The sequence below is a fragment of the Sphingomonas sp. VDB2 genome (genome assembly GCF_047946695.1).
GTDB classification, from domain to species: Bacteria; Pseudomonadota; Alphaproteobacteria; order Sphingomonadales; family Sphingomonadaceae; genus Sphingobium; species Sphingobium bisphenolicum.
Genome location: NZ_CP159615.1, coordinates 2,454,028 through 2,474,651, shown reverse-complemented (window position 1 = coordinate 2,474,651; position 20,624 = coordinate 2,454,028). Strand labels below are relative to the sequence as shown.

Here is a 20,624-nt window from a genome sequence, read left to right as displayed (position 1 = left end):
TCAACGCCAGAGCGGGGTGTCGCGCACCGAAACATGGCGCACATCGTCGAACGCGAACGGCGGGCGCTGGTCCGGCGCGATGGTTTCGGCGCGCAGCCGGTCGATCGTCAGCCGTTCCACATGGCGCGCCCATAGCGCCCAGCTTGGCAGCAGGCCGAACATGCTGGGTTCGGGATAGGCGTCGGGCAACTCCGCCGGAACGCGCGCCGCATCGGTCGCCGTGCCGCCGCCGCGATAGAGAAGATGGATGTCGCGCAGTGTCACGTCGCGGATCGGCTGCCCCGGCAGACCGGCGATGGCGACGGGGAAGCGATGGTCGATGCCGCGGGCATCGACCTCGCTGATCGCGACATCGCGAATCGCGCCGACGCCGGTTCCGTCCGGCCCGCGCCGCCGGTCGCCGAGCCGCAGGAAAAGCGGTGCGGTGGTGACATCGCGCATCGTCAGGCGGCGGGCGACGATATGTTCCATGACGCCGCCGTCCACCGTCTCCAGGGCCAGGCCGCGGCAGCGGGTGAAGCGGCAATCCTCGATCCGCACATTGCGATAGCCGCCATTGCTTTCGGTGCCGAGCTTGATCCGGCCCGTCACCCTGTCGCGGTCGGGTGCGACCTCCTGCGTGGTTCGCTTCGTGCCGTCGACCAGCGATCCCATGTCGTAGCCCGACACGTCGCAGTCGCGGATCACTATATCCTCCGATGCGATCGCCCGGCCCAAGGCAAAGCTGCTTTTGACCACGATGCCGTCGTCATTGGGCGAATTGACCCGGCAGTGCTCCACCACCACATCGCGTACGCAGTCCAGGTCGATCCCGTCGCGATCGGTGTCGATCGTCAGCCCGTCGATCCGCAATTCCCGCGTGCCGGTGGCCAGGACCGCGAAATGCCCGCCTTTCAGGATGGTGAAGCCCGACAGGCGGATGTCGCGCCCGTTCTTCAGCGCGATCGCCTTGTTGCCCAACCCCTGCATCGCCACGGCGTCCGGTTCCAGATGGCCGATCTCCGCCGCGCTCATGCCCTGCATCGACAGCGGCCGTTCGCCCGCCTGCTTCTTCCAGCGCGCACCGGGGCCATCACGGGTCAGGCCCAGCCCATGGATCAGGCCGGGGCCAACGATCGCGACCTGCTCGACATCCTCGCCCCAGATCAGGCTGTTGCGCCAATGGCTATGGCCGAAATCCTGGTAGAGTTGGTCTACGTCCGTTTCTGGCAGGTCGTAGCGCCCGGCGTGGCGCGCCGGATCGGCTGCCTCGATCACCGCACCCTCGGCCAGCAGCAGCGTCACCCGGCTCCTGAGCCGGATCGAAAAGCAGAGATAGCGCCCGCGCGGCAGGACGACCGTGCCGCCCCCCGCGGCGGAGGCGGCCTCGATCGCGGCGTTGATCGCGCCACTGTCGATCGCGATCCCATCCCCGTGCGCGCCATGGCCGCGGACGTCATAGTGGCGCGCGGCATGGGCCGGGAAGACGGGCAGCAGGGCGCTCGCTAGGCCCAGCGTCAGATCGCGGCGGGTCAAGCGCATCAATTGCCCGCCGGCCGCTGATCGCTGCGGATCAGGCTGGGGGCGATCGCGATCGCATCCGCTGCGGGTGGCCGGTTGGGGGTAAAGGCGGGCATCGTCACATGCGTCGCCAGCGCGGGAATCTGCATGCGAATCCGTTCCGCCACTGCGCTGGCCAGCAGCCAGGCGCCATAATTGTCATGGTGCGTCCTGTCCTTGCCGCCATCGTTGAAAGCGGTCGGCGCGACCGCCGGCCCCAATGCCTCATAGATGGCCCGGCTGTCGGCATTGAGGTCGATCAGCGGCACCTGCTCTTCCACCGCGAGCTTGCGCGCCGCCGCCGCATAGGCGCCCAGCGTATCGAGAATCTTCCCCTGCGCATCGAAATTGCGCCGTTCGGGCGACGTCACCAGCACCGGATGCGCGCCGCGCCGCCGCGCTTCGGCGATATAGGCGCGGAGCCAGGCGACATAGCCCGTCCCGGCATCGAGATAGGTTTGCGGCCATTCCTTCTTCTGGTCGTTATGGCCGAACTGGATGAACAGCCAGTCGCCGGGCTTCATGCGCGCCAGCAACTTGTCGAGGCGCAGGTCGGTCAGGAAGGATTTGAGCGTCGCGCCCGACTTGGCATGGTTGGCGACCACGATCCCGTCGTCCAGCATCGGCGGCAGCATCTGGCCCCAGCTTGCGGCCGGTTCGGCATATTGGTCGGTCACGGTCGAATTGCCGGCCAGGAAGAGCGTGGGTGCGACCACGGGTTCGATCCGTACCGATTGCACCGCCGGCCGGCCGAGAAATTCCAGCGTCAGCTTCTCGTCCCAGGTCGCTTCCTGCGCTTCGCGCGCGTCGATCCGCACCGCGCGGCCGCCCGGCGCATTGGGCGGCGGGGGCGTCAATGCGGGGGTGCGGATATTGACCAGGAAGCTGCGTTCGACGCTCTCGCCCCGACGCGTGACGATATGGTTCAGCATCAGCCGCCGCGCTTCCGCCTTGACGCTGGTGTCGCCCGTGTGGCGGGCATCGCCCAGCCGCACCGTAACGCGATAATCACCTTCGGGCAGCGCTGCCGAAAAAAGGAAGCCCTGCGCGCCGCCGCCTGGTTCCACGCCATGGCCGCCATGCACATAGGGATGCCGCCATTCCGCCGATCCGGCACGCAGGTCGAAACTCTGCACGGTTGGGAGGGCAGTGGCGGTCAGCATCCAGGCGAGGGAAGTGGAAAGCGGCATGAAGCGAAGCATCCCATCGGATAAGAAGAGGGAACGCCGCGGCGCCGCAGCGCTCCCCCAGATCAAACCGCCCGTGCAGAGGCGGCTGGATAAAAATCCCATTAAATAGATTATCGATCCATATATAGGGATACACTGATGGTCAACCGGCTTTGGCGGTTGAGGAACTGAGCGTGCAGATGGCCCACATTGTGGACATGAAAATCACATGATGATTTTTCTGGCAATTGTCAGACTAGCGATATAGGATGATACCTCAGTTCACATAGTGGGACACGATGGACGTCATAAGCGATGGCGCCCGTGACAAATGGGGAGGATTTATGTTGCACACCCGTTCCGCGTTCGCCCGCCGCAGCTCGGCCCTTGCGATCGCCTCCATGCTGCTGGTTGCTGCGCCGGCGATCGCCCAGGAACAGCCGGCGGTCGATCGTCCGGCCGCGGATCCGGGTGTCGCCGACATCGTCGTCACCGGCTTCCGCGCTTCGCTCAGCAGCGCGCTTGGCATGAAGCGCAAGGAAGCCGCGGCGATCGATTCGATCGTTGCGGAGGATATCGGCAAATTTCCCGACTCCAATCTCGCCGAATCGATGCAGCGCGTGCCCGGCGTAGCGCTGGCGCGCGGCGATGGCGGCGAGGGGCGCAATATTTCGGTCCGTGGCCTGGGCGCCGGCTTCACCCGGGTCCGCATCAATGGGATGGAAGGCACGGCGCAGACCGGCTCGTCCGACATTTACGGCGCGGGCAACAACGGCCGCAGCTTCGACTTCAACGTCTTCCCGACCGAAATCTTTTCGGCGCTTTCGGTCCGCAAGACGCCCTCGGCCGATGTGGAGGAAGGCTCGCTGGGCGCAACCGTCGACCTGACCGCCCCCAAGCCGTTCGACCAGAAGGACGATTTCGTCCTCTCCATGACCGCGCGCGGCGTCTATAACGAGCTGTCCAAGAAGGTCGATCCGCGCGCCTCGCTGTTGATCTCCAAGCAATTCGGCGACAGCGGCTTCGGCATCCTCGGCTCGGTCGCCTATCAAAAGCGCCACATCCGCGAAGTCGGCTATTCGGCGGTCGATATCCTGTCCGCCAACACCAATGGCGGTTTCTGTTCGCCGATCGGCTTCGCGCCGCAAAATCCGGCGGACAATGCGATCAAGGGGGCCGATGCACTCAACTGCTCGACCGGCAATCCGCGCACCAGCACCAACGCCGCCTATCAGGCCATCCAGGATCTACGCCGCGACGACCTGTCCGGCGTGGCGGGCAGCGGCGCCTTCCTGCCGCGCATCCCGCGCTACCTCAACAGCGAGCAAAATCAGGAACGGATCGGCGGATCGCTGACACTGCAATTCCAGCCCGACGACCAGACCGACATTTCCGTCGATTTCCTCTATTCCCGCTTCGAAGTGACGCGGCGCGACAATTATATCGCCGCCATCTCCTTCGCCCGGTCGGCCGCCAATAACGGCCAGCCGATGACGTCGGTGCGCGACATCGCATTCGACGAAAACGGCTCGCTGGTTCATGGCGTGTTCGACGGCGTGGACGTGCGGTCCGAAGGGCTTGTCGACCATTTCGTGTCCACCTTCAAACAGGCCAATGTCAACTTCAGGCGCCAGCTGAACGACAGCCTGGAGGTGAGCGGCATCGTCGGCTTCAACCGCTCGATCTGGGACGGGAAGAAGCGGCTCCAGACCTTCATGGACGCGATCGACACCGATAATTTCACGATCGACTTCCGCGACGGCGGCACCACGCCAAAGCTCGGCTTCGGCATCGACGTCAACGATCCGGCCAGCTTCACCTATGGTCCGGGTCGCGCCGACGGCACCGTGCTGGGGGGCTTCAGCTTCCAGGGCAAGCCATCGCGCAACAAGACCGACAATCTGACCGCCGAGGCCAATCTCAAATGGACCGTCAGCGACGCCTTCTCGATCCGCGCCGGCGCCCAATATCGGCGCAGCGACTTCCTGTCCACCTTCCTGCGTCCCTATACCGCCGACACCGTGGTCCGCGCGCTGCCCGCCGGCACGAGCCTGGCCGACATCACCCGCACGATCAGCGGTGTCGACAAGCTATGGGGCAATGGCGCGCCGGCCAGTTGGGTCGCGATCGATCCGGAAAAATGGGCCAACACCTTCGGGTTCGATTCGGTCCGCTATTGCGGGGTCGAATGCGGCGGCGGACGCAGCCGGGTGCGCGAAGAGGTGAGCAGCGCCTATCTGATGGCCAATTTCGACCTGGAGGATGCGATCGGCATCGGCATCCGCGGCGATGCTGGCCTGCGCTACGTCAAGACCGACATGCTGTCGTCGGGCTATGTCACAGTGGCCAGCGCCGCTTCGCCCACCGGCCTCACCGGCCAGTTCGCGGCGGCCAAGAACAGCTATGACGACTGGCTGCCGTCGGCCAATATCGTGGTCGAGCCGATGGACAATCTGCTGCTGCGCTTCTCCGGCGCCAAGGTGCTGGCGCGGCCCGAGCTGGGCCTGCTGACCCCGACCAGCGGGGTCAATCCGGTGACCCGTGTCGGCAACGTCAACAATCCCTTCCTCGACCCCATTCGGGCGACCACCTTCGACGTGGCGGTCGAATGGTATTTCCGCCCCGGCTCGCTGCTCTCGGCCGCCTTCTTCTATAAGGACATCAAGAGCTTCATCCAGAATGTGAACAGCCAGATCCCATTCAACCAGCTCGGCCTTCCAGATGCGCTGCTGGAAAACAGCAATACCCTGCCGACCGAATTGTTCACCGTGTCGCAGCCGTTCAACACGCCGGGCGGCAAGCTCAAGGGCATCGAGCTGAACGCCCAGATCCCCTTCACCTTCTTCGACGGGTTCCTCGGCAATTTCGGCTTCCTGGGCAATTACACCCGCGTCACGTCGAAGATCGAATATATCCTCGCCAGCGTGAACGGCGTGCCGACCGTGACGACCACGGCGGACCTGGTCGGCCTGTCCAAGAACACGGCGTCGGCAACGCTTTATTATGAGGATGAGAAATTCTCGATCCGCACTACCGGCAATTTCCGTGACAAGTTCATCCGCGGCATCCCCGCCTCGCCGGGCAGCGACCTGCAGGGCAATGCCAAAACCTTCTTCATGGACGCGTCGGCCAGCTATAATGTCACCGACCGGCTGAAGATCATGGTGGAGGCGACCAATCTGACCGACGAGCAGAACCGGCTCTATATCGACAGCCAGCGGCAGGACACCTTGTTCGAGACCCGGATCGGCCGGACCTTCACCTTCGGCGTCACCTACCGGATGTAATGCGCCTAAAGCTCCTCCCCCAACCTCAAGGGCGCGGCCACCCCGGTGACCGCGCCCTTATTGTGTCCGGCGGCCGGGCGCGCCAATCCTATCGGCGCGGTCCGCTATAACCCACTGCGGCGCCGATCTGCTCGGCCGACCGCATCACCTCCTCGGCCAGCCCCGGCCGCAGGGCGTCGGTCAGATAATGGGCGGCGCTGGCGATCGAGATGGCGATGCAGATCTGCCCCCTGGCGTCACGGATCGGCACCGCGATCGACCGCACGCCATCGCCCAGTTCGCTGTCATGCAACACTTCGCCGCGCGCCTTGTGCGCGCGCATCTCGGCGACATAGGCCTGGATCTGCGCCGGCGTCGCCTTGCCGTCCCTGGCCTCGACGTAGAGGCGCTCCCATGTCTCTTCCGTCTCGTCCAGCAACAGCGCCTTGCCGAGGCCCGTCTCCGCGATCGGGCGGCGATCGCCCGGCGCGGTGGCGACGCGCAGCCGCTGGGTGCCGGTCACCCGGTCCAGATGGCGCGACCAGTCGCCCTCGCGCTTGCCGACGAAGACGCAAAATCCGGTGCGTTCGGACAGGAGTTCCATGAAGGGGCGGGCAAGGCGGACATAATCGATCTGCTCGGTCGCCAGCACGCCCAGTTGCAGCAGCTTGGGACCGAGCGCGAACCCGTCGCGCGTCACCGCGAGATAATTGCGCGATTTGAGCGCCTGCACCAGCCGATGCGCGGTGGTCTTGCTCATGCCCAGCTTGCGGGCCAGGTCGGCGGCGCGGATCGGACCGTCGATCACCTCGTCCATGATGTCGAGCGCGCGCATCAACGTCTGCGTGCCCTTCACTGCTTCCTGCTTCTCGTCGCCGTCCTGCATGATGCCTTCGTCCACTTGCCGTCCCACATAATGGGCGCGTTCCATATAGCGGAAGCATATCGGCCAAATTGGGCAGTTTGTCAGCCGCTTTGTGGTCGCCATGCAAAAGCCCGCCGGTCATCTCCACCGGCGGGCTTTTCAGCCATGCGAAGGCCAGCGGATCAATATTGGATGGTGACGGTCACCGCGCGGCGATTCTGCGCCCAGCTTGCTTCGTCCGAGCCCAGCGCTGCCGGCCGTTCCTTGCCATAGCTGACGGTGGTGATGCGGCCGGGCGCGATGCCCAGCGAGGCGAGATAGTTTTTGGCCGCATTGGCGCGGCGTTCGCCCAGCGCGATATTATAGTCGCGAGTGCCGCGTTCGTCGGCATGACCCTCGATCGTCACGCGCACCGACGGATTCTGCTGCAACCATGCGGCCTGGCTCTGCAACGTCGCCTGATCTTCCGCATCGACATCATATTGGTCGAGGCCGAAGAAGATGCGGTCCGACGATACCGACGCGACGAAATCCTCCTGGCTGCCCTTGACCGGGCCGCCGGAACCGACCGGCCCGCTAGGGGCGGTCGTGCCACCGGTGCCGCCAGGGGCAGGGGGCAGTTCGGCCGGCGGCTTCTTCGAACAGGCGGCCAGCGCGATGATGGCGGTCGCCATCAACAGAGTCCGGGACAGTTTCATGGGGGTCTCCTTCGATATTCTCTATGCCGCCCGCTGGTGGTCCGATTCTGACATTTGCAGACCCATCCCAACCGTCAGGGGATGCAAATGTCAAAATCAATCCGTTAAGACAGTCATCAGGGTCCGTGATGTTCGTTACGCTGTCAAGACGACTAGGTTCCCCAATGGGCAAAGGCGCCTGAACGCAAGATTACGGCAGCAACGGCCCCCAGGCCGGGTCGGACCCGCTCAGCGGTGTCGGAATCCGCCGTTCGTTCACCCCGGTCAGGTCGACCTGCCACACCTGGCTGCTGCCCTGCTTGCCCGGCGTCGTGCGGAAGAATTGCAGCACGCGGCCATTGGGCGACCAGGTTGGCTGCTCGTCCTGCCAGCCATTGGTCAGGATACGCTCATTGTCGCCGCTGGGCGTCATCACCGCGACCTTGAAATCGCCCGACAGCTTGGTGAAGGCGATCAGGTCGCCGCGCGGCGACCATTCGGGCGTCGCATAGCGACCGCCGCCATGGCTGATCCGCCGCTGGTTGGAGCCGTCGGCGTTCATCACATAGATTTGCTGCCCGCCCGACCGGTCGCTTTCGAACACGATCTGGCTGCCGTCGGGCGAATAGCTGCCGCCGACGTCGATGCCCGGCGACGTGGTCAGCCGCACCGGCGTCCCGCCATTGGCCGACACGCGATAGATATCGGTATTACCCGCCACCGCCATGGAGAAGAGGATGGAACGGCCGTCGGGCGACCAGCGCGGCGCGAAGGTCGCGTTGCTGCTTTCGGTCACAAGCTTCTGCTGCCCCGCGCCTATGTCGTAGATATAGAGGCGCACGCGGCTGCCCAGATAGCTGACATAGAGGATCGACTTATAGTCGGGCGAAAAGCGCGGGGTCAGCGCCATCGACTGGCCGTTGGTGATGAAGCGGTGGTTCGCCCCGTCCGAATCCATGATGGCGAGGCGCTTGACGCGATTCCCCTTGGGACCGCTCTCGGCGATATAGGCGATGCGGCTGTCGAAGAAGGGACTTTCGCCCGACAGGCGGGCATAGATGGCGTCGGCGCATTTATGCGCAGCCCGGCGCCAGTCGCGCGGCGCGACGACATAGCCCTGCCGCGTCAGTTCCTGCTTGAGCGCCACGTCATAGAGATAGCAGCCGACCGTAATGTCGGCCTCGCCCCCGGTGGTGCGCACGAACCCCTGCACCAGCGCCTGATAGGCGCCCCATTTGTCATAGACCGGGTTGGTGACTTCGGGGAAGGCGACCGCTGGCATCCCGCCAGGCCCCGACGGATCGAACAGGCCGGAGCCTTTGAGGTCGGACGCGATCACCTCGGCCACCTTGCGGCCCAGTTCGCTGGCGGTGCCGGCCGGCGTCGCCACATCCTGCTGCGCGGGCATGGCGGGGACGGCGACCTTGACGTTGCTGTCAACTTCGCCGGTGACGTCGACCGACAATTGCGCCATCGCGGGCGCGGACAGGATGGCGGCAAGCGCGACGGTCGCCAGAGAGATGCGGCGAAGGAAGTTGGTCTTCATCGGTTCAGCCTCGCGTCAAAGCGGAGTGGCCGGAGCCATTTCCATTGGTCATAATATTCAGGCGGTAAATTCCGGAAGGGTGCGGCGAGTTTCACCGCCTGGATCGCGCGCTCCGCATGCAGCTTAGCCTGTGGCCGGTTGCTGGCGGTGACGCCGGTCTGGTCGATCACTTCGGGCGCGCCGATCAGTGCGCCGCTCTTGTCCAGCCGCACTTCCAGCAAGGTCACGAGCTGATCCGCGTCCGCACCCGAAGGCGGCCGCCAGTGCGGCTTCAACTGGCGGCGGATTTCGGCGTCCAGCGCGGCCTTCTGCTGCGGCCCCATGGCGGCGGCAGGCGGCGGCGCAGGGGTGCGCGGCGCGTCATCCTTGGTGTCGATCCCTTTCAGGAAATCCTTGCCCAGCAATGACCCCTTGGGCTTGTCGGCCTTGCCTGCGCCGGATGCCCGCGCAGCAGCATCGGCCTTGGCCTTGGCATCGCTCTTGGCTTTAGCGTCGCTTTTCGCCTTGGCGTCGGCCTTGGCTTTCGCATCCGCCTTGGCTTTGGCCTCACTCTTTGCCTTGGCCTCACTCTTTGCCTTGGCGTCGCTCTTGGACGGCACGGTCGCAGCCGCCTTTGGCTTTTCAGGCGCAGGCTTGGCCTTGGGTGCGGGTCTCTCCGGCGCTGGCTTGGGCTTGGGCGTCGCCTTAGCCACATCCTTCTTCGGCGGCACCGGCTTGGGCTTGGCCGGGGCTTCCTTTACGACCGGCTTTGGCGGCGTAGGCTTGGAAACCGGCTTCGGCTCCGCCTTGGGCGGTGGTGGTGCGGGCGTCGGCTCCGGTGCGGGAGCAGGCTCCGGCGCAGGCTTGGCGTCTTCCGTCGGGCCTTCTTCCGGCGCGACGCTGGGCGGCGGCGGCTGGGTCGAAACTTGCGGCGCGGTCGATTGCAGCGCGACTTCGTCCACCAGACTCACGTCCATCGGCGGCGACTTCAGCTTCAGCGGGTTGGGGGTGGCCAGGAATCCGGCCGACAGCAGCCCGAACAGCAGGACATGTCCCGCCGTCGCGACGCCAAGGCCGATCTTTTCCGCGCGCTCCATATGGCTGACCTATGGCCCCTATTCTGAACCGTCGCTGACATCAGCCGCGTCGGACCCGGTGCTGACCAGCGAAACCTTGTTCAGGCCCGCGCGATTGAGTTCGCCCATCACCCGCATCACCCGGCCATAGTCGAGCGCGGTGTCGGCGCGCAGAAAGATTTGCGGCGGCTCAGGCTGGCCGGCATGGGCGGCGGCGATTTCCGCCAGCCGGTCGGGCAGGTCGGCATCGCTGATCTGCGCCTCGTCGATGAACAGCCCGCCGTCGCGGTCGATGGACAGGATGGTCGGCTTGGCGTCCGCGTCCAGTCCCTTGGCGCGGGTTTCGGGCAGGTTCACCGGCACGCCGGTCACCAGCAGCGGCGCGGTCACCATGAAGATGATGAGCAGCACCAGCATGACGTCGACCAGCGGCGTCACATTGATGTCGGCCATCGGCGCGCGCCCGCGCCCGCGACGGGCGGAAGGAGGACCGGACATCGCCATCAGCGCGCATCCTTCTTTGCAGCGATGCCCAAGATCATCGCTGCGACTCCAACTCACGGCTCAGCGTGGAATAGAAGCTGTCGGCAAAGCGGGTCAGGCCCGCTTCCAGCCGGTTGATGCCATGGCTGAACCGGTTGTAGGCGATCAGCGCCGGGATCGCCGCGAACAGGCCGATGGCGGTGGCGAACAGCGCCTCGGCGATGCCCGGCGCGACGACCGCGAGCGAGCTGTTCTGCTCTGCCGCGATCGAGGTGAAGGCGCGCATGATGCCCCATACCGTGCCGAACAGGCCGATGAAAGGCGCAGCCGACGCGACCGTCGCCAATATGTTGAGTCGGTCGGACAGGCGATCGACCTCGGACGCGATGACGCTCGACATCGACGTCCCCAGCCGGTCGCGCGTGCCGTCGCGGTCGATCACCTTCTGTGCGGTCGATCGCCGCCATTCGGTGACGCCGGCCGCCATCACCTTGGCCGCGGGGAATTCCGCCTTGCCGCGGGCCTCATAGAAGCGGTCGATATCCTCCGCCTTCCAGAAATCGGCCTCGAACTTGCGGCTTTCCTTGCTCGCCTTGCGCAGGCTGACGCTGAAGCTGATGATGATCGCCCAGGTCCAGATGCTGGCCAGCAGCAAGCCCAGCATCACGCCCTTCACGACGATGTCGGCCTGCAGGAACAGGGCGAGCGGGGATATGGTCGCGGCGTCGGTCATGGCGCCGGCAGGCAGGTTGAGGGTCATGGGTGAATGTCTTCCCCTTGGCAAAGGCGGGTGAAAATTTCGGTCCAGGCTTTGGGTTGGCGCTGCGGCCGGCCCTGGGGCGTCAGCCATGCGACGGTGATGGCGGCGTCCGTCAACTCTTCTTGACCCCGCATGACTCTCTGATGAATGGCGCAGCTCGCCGCGCGCACCTCGGTGACGCGGCTCGCCACCATCAGGTCGTCGTCCAGCCGCGCCGGGCGGCGATAGCGAATGGCAAGGTCGGTGACGGCATAGACGCCCGCACCGTCTTCATGGTTGGCGCGCTGGTCGATGCCGGCGATACGCAGCATGTCGGACCGGGCGCGCTCCATATAGCGCAGATAATTGGCGTGATAGACCAGCCCCGACAGGTCGGTATCCTCGAAATAGACGCGCAGCGGGAAATGATGCACGGCGGCAAGGAAGCGTCCGGTCGCCGGCGCGGGCATCAGGTCTGAAACGGACATCGCGCGCTTTTAACCATGGCGCAGCGCCCACGCAAAGCCGGAAATGGCGGATGAACCCGCAATCCGTCCGCTACTTGCGCACGATCCATCGCCTGCCCGATTGCATAGCTGTCCGATACTGGTCGTCGGCCCTGCGCCCCGCTAAGGGAGAAGCGACGATTCATGAGGGAGAGCAAGGCATGACGGATATTCGCACGGTAGGCGTGATCGGCGCGGGACAGATGGGGGCGGGGATCGCCCAGGTCGCGGCGCAGGCTGGCTATGCCGTCATTCTGTCGGATATCGACCTGCCCCGCGCGGAAAAGGGGTTGGCGGGCATCGCCAAGCTGCTGGCCAAGGCGGTGGAGAAGGAAAAGATCACGCAGGCCGACGCCGATGCCGCGCTCGCCCGGATCACGCCGGTGGGCGACATCGCCCCGCTGGCCGACGCCCAACTGGTGATCGAGGCCGCGACCGAGCGCGAGGAAGTGAAGCGTGCCATCTTCGCCAATGTCGGCAAGATATTGGCGGCCGACGCAATCCTGGCGACCAACACATCCTCGATTCCCATCACCCGTCTGGCGCAGGCCGCGCCAGACGCGGGGCGTTTCGTGGGTGTCCATTTCTTCAATCCCGTGCCGGTGATGGTGTTGGTGGAGGTCATTCGCGGCCTCGCCACCACCCCCGAAACCGTCGCTGCGGTGGAAGGCTTTGCCGCGAAGATCGGCAAGACTACGGTTCACGCCTTCGACGCGCCCGGCTTCGTGGTGAACCGCATCCTGCTGCCGATGCTGAACGAGGCGGTGTTCGTGCTGGGCGAGGGGGTGGGCAGCGTCACCGACATCGACCAGGGCTGCAAGCTCGGCCTCAATCATCCGATGGGGCCGCTGACCTTGCTGGACTTCGTCGGCCTGGATACCGCGCTGGAAATCCTCAACGTCTTCCTCAGCACCACCGGCGATCCCAAATATCGCCCTGCGCCGTTGCTGGTCAAATATGTCGAAGCGGGCTGGTATGGCCGCAAGACCGGCAAGGGCTTTTACGATTATAGCGGCGCGGAGCCGGTGCCGACGCGCTGATTGCCCATCGAGCGCGGGCTGTTCAGCCCGCGCTCAACCCATGTTTCTTCATGCAGTGGCGCAACTGGTCGTAGGTCAGGCCCAGCCCCTTGGCGGTCGCGCGCTGGTTGTACCGAAATCGCTCCAGCGCGGCGCGGATGATCGCCGCCTCGTGCCCGTCCACGGCGGCGCGCAGGTCGCTAATCTCTTCATAGGTCATGGTGGGTGCTGACGGTGCGGCAGGGGCGTCACACGGTGCCGCCTCGGCCCGTTTCATCATTGACTTGGGCTTCCACGGCGAGGCGAAGGGGTCGAAGGTGATCTGGCTGATCGGCCGCCCCGGCTCGTTCCAGCGATAGACCGCGCGTTCGACCACATTGCGCAGCTCGCGCACATTGCCCGGCCAGCCATAGCCTTCCAGCTCCGCTGCGCAGGCCGCCGTGAAGCCGGGCCATTGCGGCCAGTCGCGCTCGGCCGCCATGCGCCGCCCGAAATGATCGGCCAGCACGGTGATATCGCCCTCGCGCGCGCGCAAAGGGGGCAGGGTGATGACCTCGAAGCTCAACCGGTCGAGCAGGTCGGGACGAAAGCGCCCGGCGTCAGCGGCGGCAGGCAGATCCTCATTGGTCGCCGCTACGATCCGTACGTCCACCCGCTGCGGCCGCGACGCGCCGATCCGCGTCACCTCGCCATATTCCACGACGCGCAGCAGCCGCTCCTGCGCCGCCATCGACAGCGTGCCCAGTTCGTCCAGGAACAGGGTGCCGCCATCGGCCTCCTCGAACCGGCCGGGCCGCGCCTTGGTCGCGCCGGTGAACGCGCCCTGTTCATGGCCGAACAGTTCCGCCTCGATCAGCGTTTCGGGCAGCGCGGCGCAGTTCATCGTGATCAGCGGCTCGCCCCAGCGCGGCGACAGATGATGCAGCCGCTCGGCGATCAGTTCCTTGCCGGTGCCGCGTTCGCCGATCACCAGCACCGGCCGGTTGAGTTCGGCCGCGCGCCCCGCCTGCTCGACCGCGTCGAGAAAGGCGAAGCTCTGGCCGACAAATTGCGTATTTTTCTCCATGCGCCAACTTATGGTGAAATTTCCCACTCCTTGGCAAGTGGCATATTGGCCCGCTGGCCCGCAACGGCTCAAAAAGCCCAGAAAATCGGCCATTTTTCGAAACTGGCACGGCCTCTGCAAAGCTCAGGGCAATCCGCAAATAATCGCGGAACCTATGAAGGCCAAGTTTCAGGGAGTATGACGATGACCAACCAGACCAACAGCGTTCGCGAAATCAGCCAGCTGATGTCGGCCGCCATCGCCGCCCTGCTGTTCGGATCGACCATGATCCTTTCGGCGGTCGGTCCGGCCCGCGCCAGCGAAGCCCCGATCCTTGCGACGCACGATACCCCCGCGGCCTTGCGCTACCTCGCATAAGGCGCAAGCCCCGGCCGGGGCGGGAGTGCCCCCTCTCGCCCGCCCCGGCCCCCAACAAGACGATAAGACCAGGAGTGACGTTCAAATGGGTATTTTCTCCCGCACCCGCGACATCATCGCCGCCAATGTGACCGACCTGCTCGACAAGGCCGAAGATCCCGCGAAGATGATCCGCATGATCATCCTCGAAATGGAGGAAACGCTGGTCGAGGTCCGCGCGTCGGCCGCCCGCACCATCGCCGACCAGAAGGAAATGCGCCGCCACATCGCCAAGCTGACCGCCTTGCAGGACAGCTGGACCGAAAAGGCGCAGCTCGCTTTGTCGAAGGACCGCGAAGACCTCGCCAAGGCCGCGCTGGTCGAGCGCCAGAAGGCGACCGACATGGCCGATCATCTCGCCCACGAGATCGAGACGCTGGACGACGCGCTCAAGGCGTCGGAAGAGGATATCGCCAAGCTGCAGGGCAAGCTGCGCGAAGCCCGCGCCCGCCAGAACAGTCTGGTCACCCGGATGCAGAGCGCGGAAAACCGCCTGCGCGTCCGCGAAGCCTATGCCGGCGAGAAGGTCAACGACGCCTTCGCCCGCTTCGACATGCTCGAACGCCGCGTGGACATGGCCGAAGGCCGCGCCGACGCCGCCACGCTGGGCGGCGTCCCCAAGACGCTGGAGGAGGAGATTGCGGAACTGAAGTCGGCCGACAAGGTCGATGCCGATCTCGCCGCGCTCAAGGCGTCCATGAACGCCGACAAGACCGGGGGAGCCTGATCCGATGGAAGACGTGTTCCTGCCGATCATGGTCTGCGGCATGCTGTTCATCGGCATGCCCTGGCTGATCTTCCACTATGTCACCAAGTGGAAGCAGGCGCCCAAGATCACCGACGAGGACGAGAAGCTGCTGGACGACCTCCACCTTCTCGCCCGCCGGCTCGAAGAACGGCTCCAGACGGTCGAACGGATCGTCGCCGCCGACAACCCCGATTTCCGCCCCTCTCGCCCGTCGGCCGACGACGGCTATGAACTCGACCGGAGGAACTGACATGACCGCCCGCCGCACGAAATTCTACCTCGACAAGAAGAATGGCAAATGGATGGGCGTGTGCTCCGGCATCGCCGACTATAGCGGAATCGACGTGACCTGGGTCCGGGTCGGCGCGGTGCTCGTCACCCTGATGGGCGCCTTTCCCTGGACCCTCATCGCCTATGTCGCCGTCGCCTACTTTGCCGAAAACAAGCCGCTGGGCCTCTATGCCGATCGCGACGACGAGAAATTCTGGCAGGGCGTGCGCACCAACCCGACCCGTTCGACCCGCGACGTCCGCTCCAAGTTCCGCGACATCGATCGCCGCCTGGCCGACATCGAAATCCACTATACCAGCCGCAACACCCGCCTCGCCGACGAAATCGACAGCCTGCGCTGAGGCGCATGGCAGAGGGGATTAGAGGGAGCCAAGGATCATGAGCTTCGCAGGACCAAGCTTCATCGTCGCCATCGTCGCCCTGTCCATGGGCGCCTGGGTCATCACCACCTGGATGCGGGCGCGCTACGGCTATCCGCTGACCGACGACAACGGAAATACCGTTCATCGAAGCGATCCCGACGCCGGTCGAAAAATCGACCTTCTTTCCAACGAAAACGAAAAGCTGGTGGGCCGCATCAGCCGCCTCGAAGACCGCATCGCCGTGCTGGAGAGGATCGCCACCGATCCCGCCGCCCGCACCGCGCGCGAAATCGACGCGCTGCGCTGATACCGGCCGACCAAGGGGAGTATCATCATGTTTCCATTCGAAGCCTTCGCCCCGGTGGCCGTTATCGTCGGATCGCTGGCGGTCGGCGGCTGGGTGTTCACCACCTGGTTGCGCATCCGCCACGGTTATCCGCTGGAAAATAGCTGGGGCAAGGCCGTCTATCCGCAGAAGAACGAGGAAATGGTCGAGCGCATCAAGCTGCTGAGCCAGGAAAATGCCCAGCTGCGCGCCGAGATCGGGTCGATGAAGGATCGGCTCGCCGTGGTCGAACGCATCGTCACCGACGAAAGTCACCAGCTGACCCGTGAGATCGAACAGCTGCGCGGCCCGGCCAACTGAGCGCACGATATAATCAAGGGACAAAACAGATGATCGACAATCCTTTTTCCATGGTCGTCCTTATCGTGGCGATCATCGCAATCTCGCGGGTTTTGCAGGCCAAATATGGCGTCGTTCGCCGGCACAAGGGCGAAGAGTTCATCCAGCGCGGTCCCGATCCGGATACGGAAAGGCTGCGCGCGGAAATGAAGGCGCTCAAGGATCGCGTCGCCGTTCTGGAACGGCTGGCGACGGACGGCTCCACCGCGCTGGAGCGGGAATTCGAAAAGCTCCGGGATCGCGACTGAGCGCGGTCTGACCGGACAGGGAGGCTTATATGCAAGACCCCTATCTCTATATCACCCTGGCGGCGGCTGGCCTGATCGGTCTCGCCATCATCGCGGCGGCGGCCTTGCGCGGCTGGAACGGCTGGCTGGAGCTGAAGCGCGCCGAACTGGGCCGCCGCTTCGAAGAGGCTGCACCGCCGAGCGCTTCCGCCCGGATCGAGGTCGCCGACCTCAAGGAACGCATCCGCAAGCTGGAAGCGATCGCCGCGGGCGTGGATCTGTAGGGCGGTTGAGAGGGTATTTACCCTCTCAACCGTTCGGGCTGCGCCTGTCGAAGCCCTGTTCCTGTCGATGCAAAAGGGCGCGGTGATCGTTCACCGCGCCTTCTTTATAAAAGCGATGAGGATGTTCAGCCGCGCAGGCTTCCGCACAGCTTCTGTGCGGCCTTGACCACTGCGGCGCTGATCGCCTCCAGCTCTTCCTGGGAAAAGCTCTTCTCGCCCGGCTGCAACGTCACTTCTATGGCCAGCGACTTGAAGCCATCCTCCACCCCCGGCCCGACGAAGACGTCGAACAGACGCACATCGACGATGCTCTTCTTGTCCGCACCCTTGACCCCCCGCACCAGCGCATCGGCCTCGACCATGTCCGGTACGAGGAAGGCGAAGTCGCGCTTCACGGCCTGCAATGCGGGCGGCGCATAAGGCGCGCGCATGAAGCCGCTCTTGCGCTTGCCCGGAATCGCATCGAGGAAGATTTCGCCGGCCACCACGGTGCCGGTCAGGCCGAACTGCTTGGCCAGCGACGGGTGCAGCACACCATATTCGGCCAGCACCGCCTTCGGCCCCAGCCGCAGCGTGCCAGACTGGCCGGGATGATAGGCGGCCGAAGCCTCCCCGAAATTCTGGAGATTGCCGACCGGCGCGCCGGCTGCGGCCAGCAACGCAATCACTTCCGCCTTGGCGTCGAACGCGTCGAAGCCCTGCGCCTTGCCGCTCTGCCAGCCCCGCGCCAGCTTCTCGCCCGCCAGCACGAATCCGACGGTCGCCCGCTCGCCTTGCTTGAAATAGCGGCGGCCCAGTTCGAACAGGCGAACGGAGGTCGCGCTGCGATCGACATTGCGCTTCGTCGCCGACAGCAGGCCGGGCAGCAGCGATGGCCGCATGACCTTCAGCTCTTCGGAGATCGGGTTCGCCAGCGTCCAGTCGCCCCCGCCCACGGCGGCGGCTTCCTTCTGCGAAATGAAGGACCAGTTGATCGCCTCGGCCAGCCCGCGCGCGGCGGCAGTGCGACGCACCCGGCGCTCGACCATCTGCTCAGGCGTGGCGGTCGGGCGAGCGACGCCCGGCACGCGCGGCAGCGGGGTGGAGGGCACATGGTCGAGACCGACGATGCGCACCACTTCCTCCACGATATCGGGCCAGCCATCGACGTCGCGGCGCCAGGTCGGGACCATGATCGTCCAGCGACCCGGCACCGTCACCGGCATCCCATCTTCATATTCGACGCGGCTCGCTTCGCCGCTGACGCCGAAGCCCAGGCTTTCAAGGATATGCTTCTGTTCATCGGCGGGCACCTGCACGCCGGCCAGCGCCAGGCACTGTTCGGGCGCATAGGCCACGGTCCGCGGCGTCGCGGGCGGGGTGCCGGCGCGGGTCGCCTCGCTGGGCGTGCCGCCGCACAGGCTGACGACCAGGCTGGTCGCGATCGACAGGCCGTCGTCCAGGAACGCCGGGTCGACCCCTCGTTCGAAGCGGCCGCGCGCGTCGGAGGTCAGGGTCAGCTTCTGCCCCGTCACCGCGATCCGCTCCGGCGTGAAATAGGCGCATTCGATCAGCACGTCGGTCGTGGCGCTCGTCGCACCCGAATGTTCGCCGCCCATGATCCCGCCGATATCATGCACGGCTTGCATGTCGGCGATGACGGTCATCGTCTCGTCGACGGCGTAGCTCTTGCCGTTCAGCGCCAGCACTTCCTCGCCGGCCTTGCCCTTGCGCGCCACAAGGCCGCCTTTGAGCGTCGCCATGTCATAGACATGCAGCGGCCGGCCGAGATCGAACATGATGTAATTGGTGATGTCGACCAGCGCGCTGATGGGCTTCTGGCCGATGGCCTTGAGCCGCTTGCTCATCCATTCGGGCGAAGCGCCATTGGTGACGCCGCGCACGGTGCGCGCGAAGAAGGCCGGGCAGCCGTCCACATCGTCCGTACGCACATCCGGTCCGGGGCCCACGCCTTCGATCTCCGGCACGATGATGGCATTGAGCGTGCCGAGGCCCGCCGCCGCCAGATCGCGCGCGATGCCGCGCACGCCCATGCAGTCCTGCCGGTTGGGCGTGATGCTGACGTCGATCACCGGATCGTTCAGCCCCGCCCAGTCGGCATAGACCTGCCCGACCGGCGCCGCTGCATCCAGTTCGATGATGCCGTCATGATCGTCGCCCAGCTCCAGCTCGCGCGTGGAACACATCATGCCGTTGGATTCGACGCCGCGGATCGCGGTCTTCTTGAGCACCATGCCGTTGACCGGCACCACCGCGCCCTCGACCCCGCACACGCCGATCAGGCCAGCGCGCGCATTGGGCGCGCCGCACACGACCTGCAGCGGCGATCCGTCGCCATGATCGACGCTCAGCACCTGCAATTTGTCGGCCTGCGGATGGCGCTCCGCCGTCAGCACCCTGGCGATCTTGAACCCGCCGAGCTTTTCGGCCGGATTCTCGACGCCCTCGACCTCCAGCCCGATGGCGTTCAGCGTCTTGAGGATCGTCGCCAGGTCGGCATCGGTGTTGAGATGCGTCTTGAGCCAGCTCAGGGTGAATTTCATGCGCCCACTCCTCCGCTCAGCGTGGGCACGTCGAGTGCCGAGAAGCCATAATGTTTCAGCCAGCGCAGATCGCCGTCGAAGAAGGCCCGCAAGTCGTTCATCCCATATTTGAGCATGGCGAGGCGATCGACCCCGGTGCCGAAGGCGAAGCCCTGCCATTCGTCCGGGTCCAGTCCGCACGCCTCGATCACGCGGCGGTTGACCATGCCGCTGCCCAGCACCTCCAGCCAGCCGCCGCCCGCCGCATCGCCATCGCCGCCGATAACGCGCTGGCCGTTCGTCAGCGTATAGCCGACATCGACCTCCACCGACGGTTCGGTGAAGGGGAAATAGCTGGGACGCAGCCGCAGCACGATGTCCTCGCGCTCGAAGAACGCTTTCAGGAAGGTTTCCAGCGTCCATTTCAGGTGACCCAGCGTAATGCCCTTGTCGATCACCAGACCTTCGATCTGGTGGAACATCGGCGTGTGCGTGGCGTCGCTGTCGCTGCGATAGACGCGGCCGGGCGCGATGATGCGGATCGGTGGCGGCGTGCCGTTCATCATCGTGCGGATCTGCACCGGCGAAGTATGGGTGCGCAGCAACATCTTCTTCGCGCCTTCCTCGTCCGGGAAGTAGAAAGTGTCGTGCATCGCGCGCGCCGGGTGCGTCTCGGGAATGTTGAGCGCGGTGAAATTATGCCAGTCGTCCTCGATCTCCGGCCCGGTGGCGACGGAAAAGCCCAGGTCCGCGAAGATTTCCGCCAGTTCGTCCATTACCTGAGACACGGCATGGACCGATCCCTGTGCGCCAAGATCGGCGGGCAGGGTCATATCGACCTTTTCCGACGCCAGCTTGGCATCGAGCGCGGCCTGCTCCAGCGCCGCCTTCCTGTCGGCCAGCGCCACCGTCACGCTCTCGCGCAAATCCTGGATCGGCGGCCCTTTCTCCATCCGCTCTTCCGGCGACATCGGCCCGAGCGTCTTAAGCAGGCCCGTCACGACCCCGCTCTTGCCCAGCGCGCCGACCCGCAGCGCCTCCAGCGCGTCGAGCGTGTCGGCCGCGGCGATGTCGGCGATCAGGCCGGCTTTCAGATTGGCAATTTCAGTCATAAATCTTCCAGAGCCAGTGGTGGCGGATGCATGTCCGCGCCTTAGCGGGGCATGGCGATCAAGGAAA

Annotated in this window: 22 protein-coding genes; 10 read left to right on the top strand and 12 right to left on the bottom strand. The window is 65.2% G+C overall.

The window, feature by feature from the left end; all coding sequences use genetic code 11:
- Both ABT375_RS12345 and ABT375_RS12340 read right to left on the bottom strand, forming a co-directional pair.
- Entirely contained in the window at positions 1-1,521 is a 1,521-nt protein-coding gene (locus ABT375_RS12345) for a glycoside hydrolase family 28 protein (protein WP_224546522.1), read from the bottom strand.
- The gene (locus ABT375_RS12340; protein WP_416462660.1) at positions 1,521-2,729 is read right to left on the bottom strand and encodes a rhamnogalacturonan acetylesterase; all 1,209 of its coding nucleotides are present in this window, start codon (positions 2,727-2,729) and stop codon (positions 1,521-1,523) included. Before ABT375_RS12340 ends, ABT375_RS12345 begins: the two co-directional genes overlap by 1 nt.
- A gap of 323 nt (positions 2,730-3,052) precedes the next feature.
- Here ABT375_RS12340 and ABT375_RS12335 point away from each other — a divergent pair, with 323 nt between their 5' ends.
- Positions 3,053-5,995 (top strand): TonB-dependent receptor, encoded by a 2,943-nt coding sequence (locus tag ABT375_RS12335; RefSeq protein ID WP_416462658.1) that lies wholly within the window; start codon positions 3,053-3,055, stop codon positions 5,993-5,995.
- A gap of 88 nt (positions 5,996-6,083) precedes the next feature.
- Here ABT375_RS12335 and ABT375_RS12330 read toward each other — a convergent pair whose 3' ends face one another.
- The 7 genes from ABT375_RS12330 to ABT375_RS12300 all read right to left on the bottom strand — a co-directional run bounded on the left by ABT375_RS12330 (position 6,084) and on the right by ABT375_RS12300 (position 11,827).
- Positions 6,084-6,905, bottom strand: a complete 822-nt coding sequence (locus tag ABT375_RS12330; RefSeq protein ID WP_224546515.1) for an IclR family transcriptional regulator — start codon at positions 6,903-6,905, stop codon at positions 6,084-6,086.
- Positions 6,906-7,021: 116 nt separating this feature from the next.
- Positions 7,022-7,537, bottom strand: a complete 516-nt coding sequence (pal, locus tag ABT375_RS12325; protein WP_261935902.1) for a peptidoglycan-associated lipoprotein Pal — start codon at positions 7,535-7,537, stop codon at positions 7,022-7,024.
- A gap of 190 nt (positions 7,538-7,727) precedes the next feature.
- Positions 7,728-9,062, bottom strand: coding sequence for a Tol-Pal system beta propeller repeat protein TolB (gene tolB / locus ABT375_RS12320; protein ID WP_416462656.1), 1,335 nt, complete (start codon positions 9,060-9,062; stop codon positions 7,728-7,730).
- The gene (gene tolA / locus ABT375_RS12315; protein ID WP_416462655.1) at positions 9,059-10,138 is read right to left on the bottom strand and encodes a cell envelope integrity protein TolA; all 1,080 of its coding nucleotides are present in this window, start codon (positions 10,136-10,138) and stop codon (positions 9,059-9,061) included. Before tolA ends, tolB begins: the two co-directional genes overlap by 4 nt.
- A gap of 18 nt (positions 10,139-10,156) precedes the next feature.
- On the bottom strand, positions 10,157-10,621 hold the full coding sequence (locus tag ABT375_RS12310) for an ExbD/TolR family protein (RefSeq protein ID WP_416462653.1): 465 nt from the start codon (positions 10,619-10,621) through the stop codon (positions 10,157-10,159).
- Positions 10,622-10,655: 34 nt separating this feature from the next.
- Positions 10,656-11,360: a protein TolQ gene (tolQ, locus tag ABT375_RS12305; RefSeq protein WP_224546509.1), complete on the bottom strand. Its 705-nt coding sequence runs from the start codon at positions 11,358-11,360 to the stop codon at positions 10,656-10,658.
- Positions 11,357-11,827 carry a YbgC/FadM family acyl-CoA thioesterase gene (locus ABT375_RS12300; RefSeq protein ID WP_416462651.1) on the bottom strand — a complete coding sequence of 157 codons (471 nt, stop codon included), beginning with the start codon at positions 11,825-11,827 and terminating at the stop codon, positions 11,357-11,359. The genes tolQ and ABT375_RS12300 overlap by 4 nt, the downstream gene beginning before the upstream one ends.
- Before the next feature lie 179 nt (positions 11,828-12,006).
- Between ABT375_RS12300 and ABT375_RS12295 the strand changes: the two genes are divergently transcribed.
- Positions 12,007-12,885 (top strand): 3-hydroxybutyryl-CoA dehydrogenase, encoded by an 879-nt coding sequence (locus ABT375_RS12295; protein ID WP_261935905.1) that lies wholly within the window; start codon positions 12,007-12,009, stop codon positions 12,883-12,885.
- 22 nt (positions 12,886-12,907) lie between these two features.
- Here the strand turns inward: ABT375_RS12295 and pspF are convergent, their stop codons facing one another.
- Positions 12,908-13,930, bottom strand: a complete 1,023-nt coding sequence (gene pspF, locus ABT375_RS12290) for a phage shock protein operon transcriptional activator (RefSeq protein WP_224546507.1) — start codon at positions 13,928-13,930, stop codon at positions 12,908-12,910.
- Positions 13,931-14,113: 183 nt separating this feature from the next.
- Between pspF and ABT375_RS12285 the strand changes: the two genes are divergently transcribed.
- From ABT375_RS12285 to ABT375_RS12250, 8 genes are all read left to right on the top strand, one after another.
- Entirely contained in the window at positions 14,114-14,287 is a 174-nt protein-coding gene (locus ABT375_RS12285; protein WP_224546506.1) for a hypothetical protein, read from the top strand.
- An 85-nt stretch (positions 14,288-14,372) separates the two neighbouring features.
- Positions 14,373-15,053 (top strand): phage shock protein PspA, encoded by a 681-nt coding sequence (gene pspA / locus ABT375_RS12280; RefSeq protein WP_261935907.1) that lies wholly within the window; start codon positions 14,373-14,375, stop codon positions 15,051-15,053.
- Between the two features lie 4 nt (positions 15,054-15,057).
- Positions 15,058-15,324, top strand: coding sequence for an envelope stress response membrane protein PspB (pspB, locus tag ABT375_RS12275; protein WP_261935908.1), 267 nt, complete (start codon positions 15,058-15,060; stop codon positions 15,322-15,324).
- Position 15,325: 1 nt separating this feature from the next.
- The gene (gene pspC / locus ABT375_RS12270) at positions 15,326-15,706 is read left to right on the top strand and encodes an envelope stress response membrane protein PspC (RefSeq protein WP_224546502.1); all 381 of its coding nucleotides are present in this window, start codon (positions 15,326-15,328) and stop codon (positions 15,704-15,706) included.
- Between the two features lie 37 nt (positions 15,707-15,743).
- Positions 15,744-16,034: a hypothetical protein gene (locus tag ABT375_RS12265; RefSeq protein WP_224546501.1), complete on the top strand. Its 291-nt coding sequence runs from the start codon at positions 15,744-15,746 to the stop codon at positions 16,032-16,034.
- A 27-nt stretch (positions 16,035-16,061) separates the two neighbouring features.
- Complete coding sequence (locus ABT375_RS12260) at positions 16,062-16,373, top strand: hypothetical protein (protein ID WP_224546499.1); 312 nt, start codon at positions 16,062-16,064, stop codon at positions 16,371-16,373.
- A gap of 29 nt (positions 16,374-16,402) precedes the next feature.
- A complete protein-coding gene (locus ABT375_RS12255; protein WP_224546497.1) occupies positions 16,403-16,660 on the top strand; it encodes a hypothetical protein in 258 nt (85 codons plus the stop codon).
- 29 nt (positions 16,661-16,689) lie between these two features.
- Entirely contained in the window at positions 16,690-16,923 is a 234-nt protein-coding gene (locus ABT375_RS12250) for a hypothetical protein (protein ID WP_416462648.1), read from the top strand.
- A 125-nt stretch (positions 16,924-17,048) separates the two neighbouring features.
- On the opposite strand, the gene pheT is transcribed toward ABT375_RS12250, so the two are convergent.
- On the bottom strand, positions 17,049-19,466 hold the full coding sequence (gene pheT / locus ABT375_RS12245) for a phenylalanine--tRNA ligase subunit beta (RefSeq protein WP_416462646.1): 2,418 nt from the start codon (positions 19,464-19,466) through the stop codon (positions 17,049-17,051).
- A complete protein-coding gene (gene pheS, locus ABT375_RS12240; protein WP_416462644.1) occupies positions 19,463-20,557 on the bottom strand; it encodes a phenylalanine--tRNA ligase subunit alpha in 1,095 nt (364 codons plus the stop codon). The genes pheT and pheS overlap by 4 nt, the downstream gene beginning before the upstream one ends.
- Between the last annotated feature and the right edge of the window lie 67 nt (positions 20,558-20,624).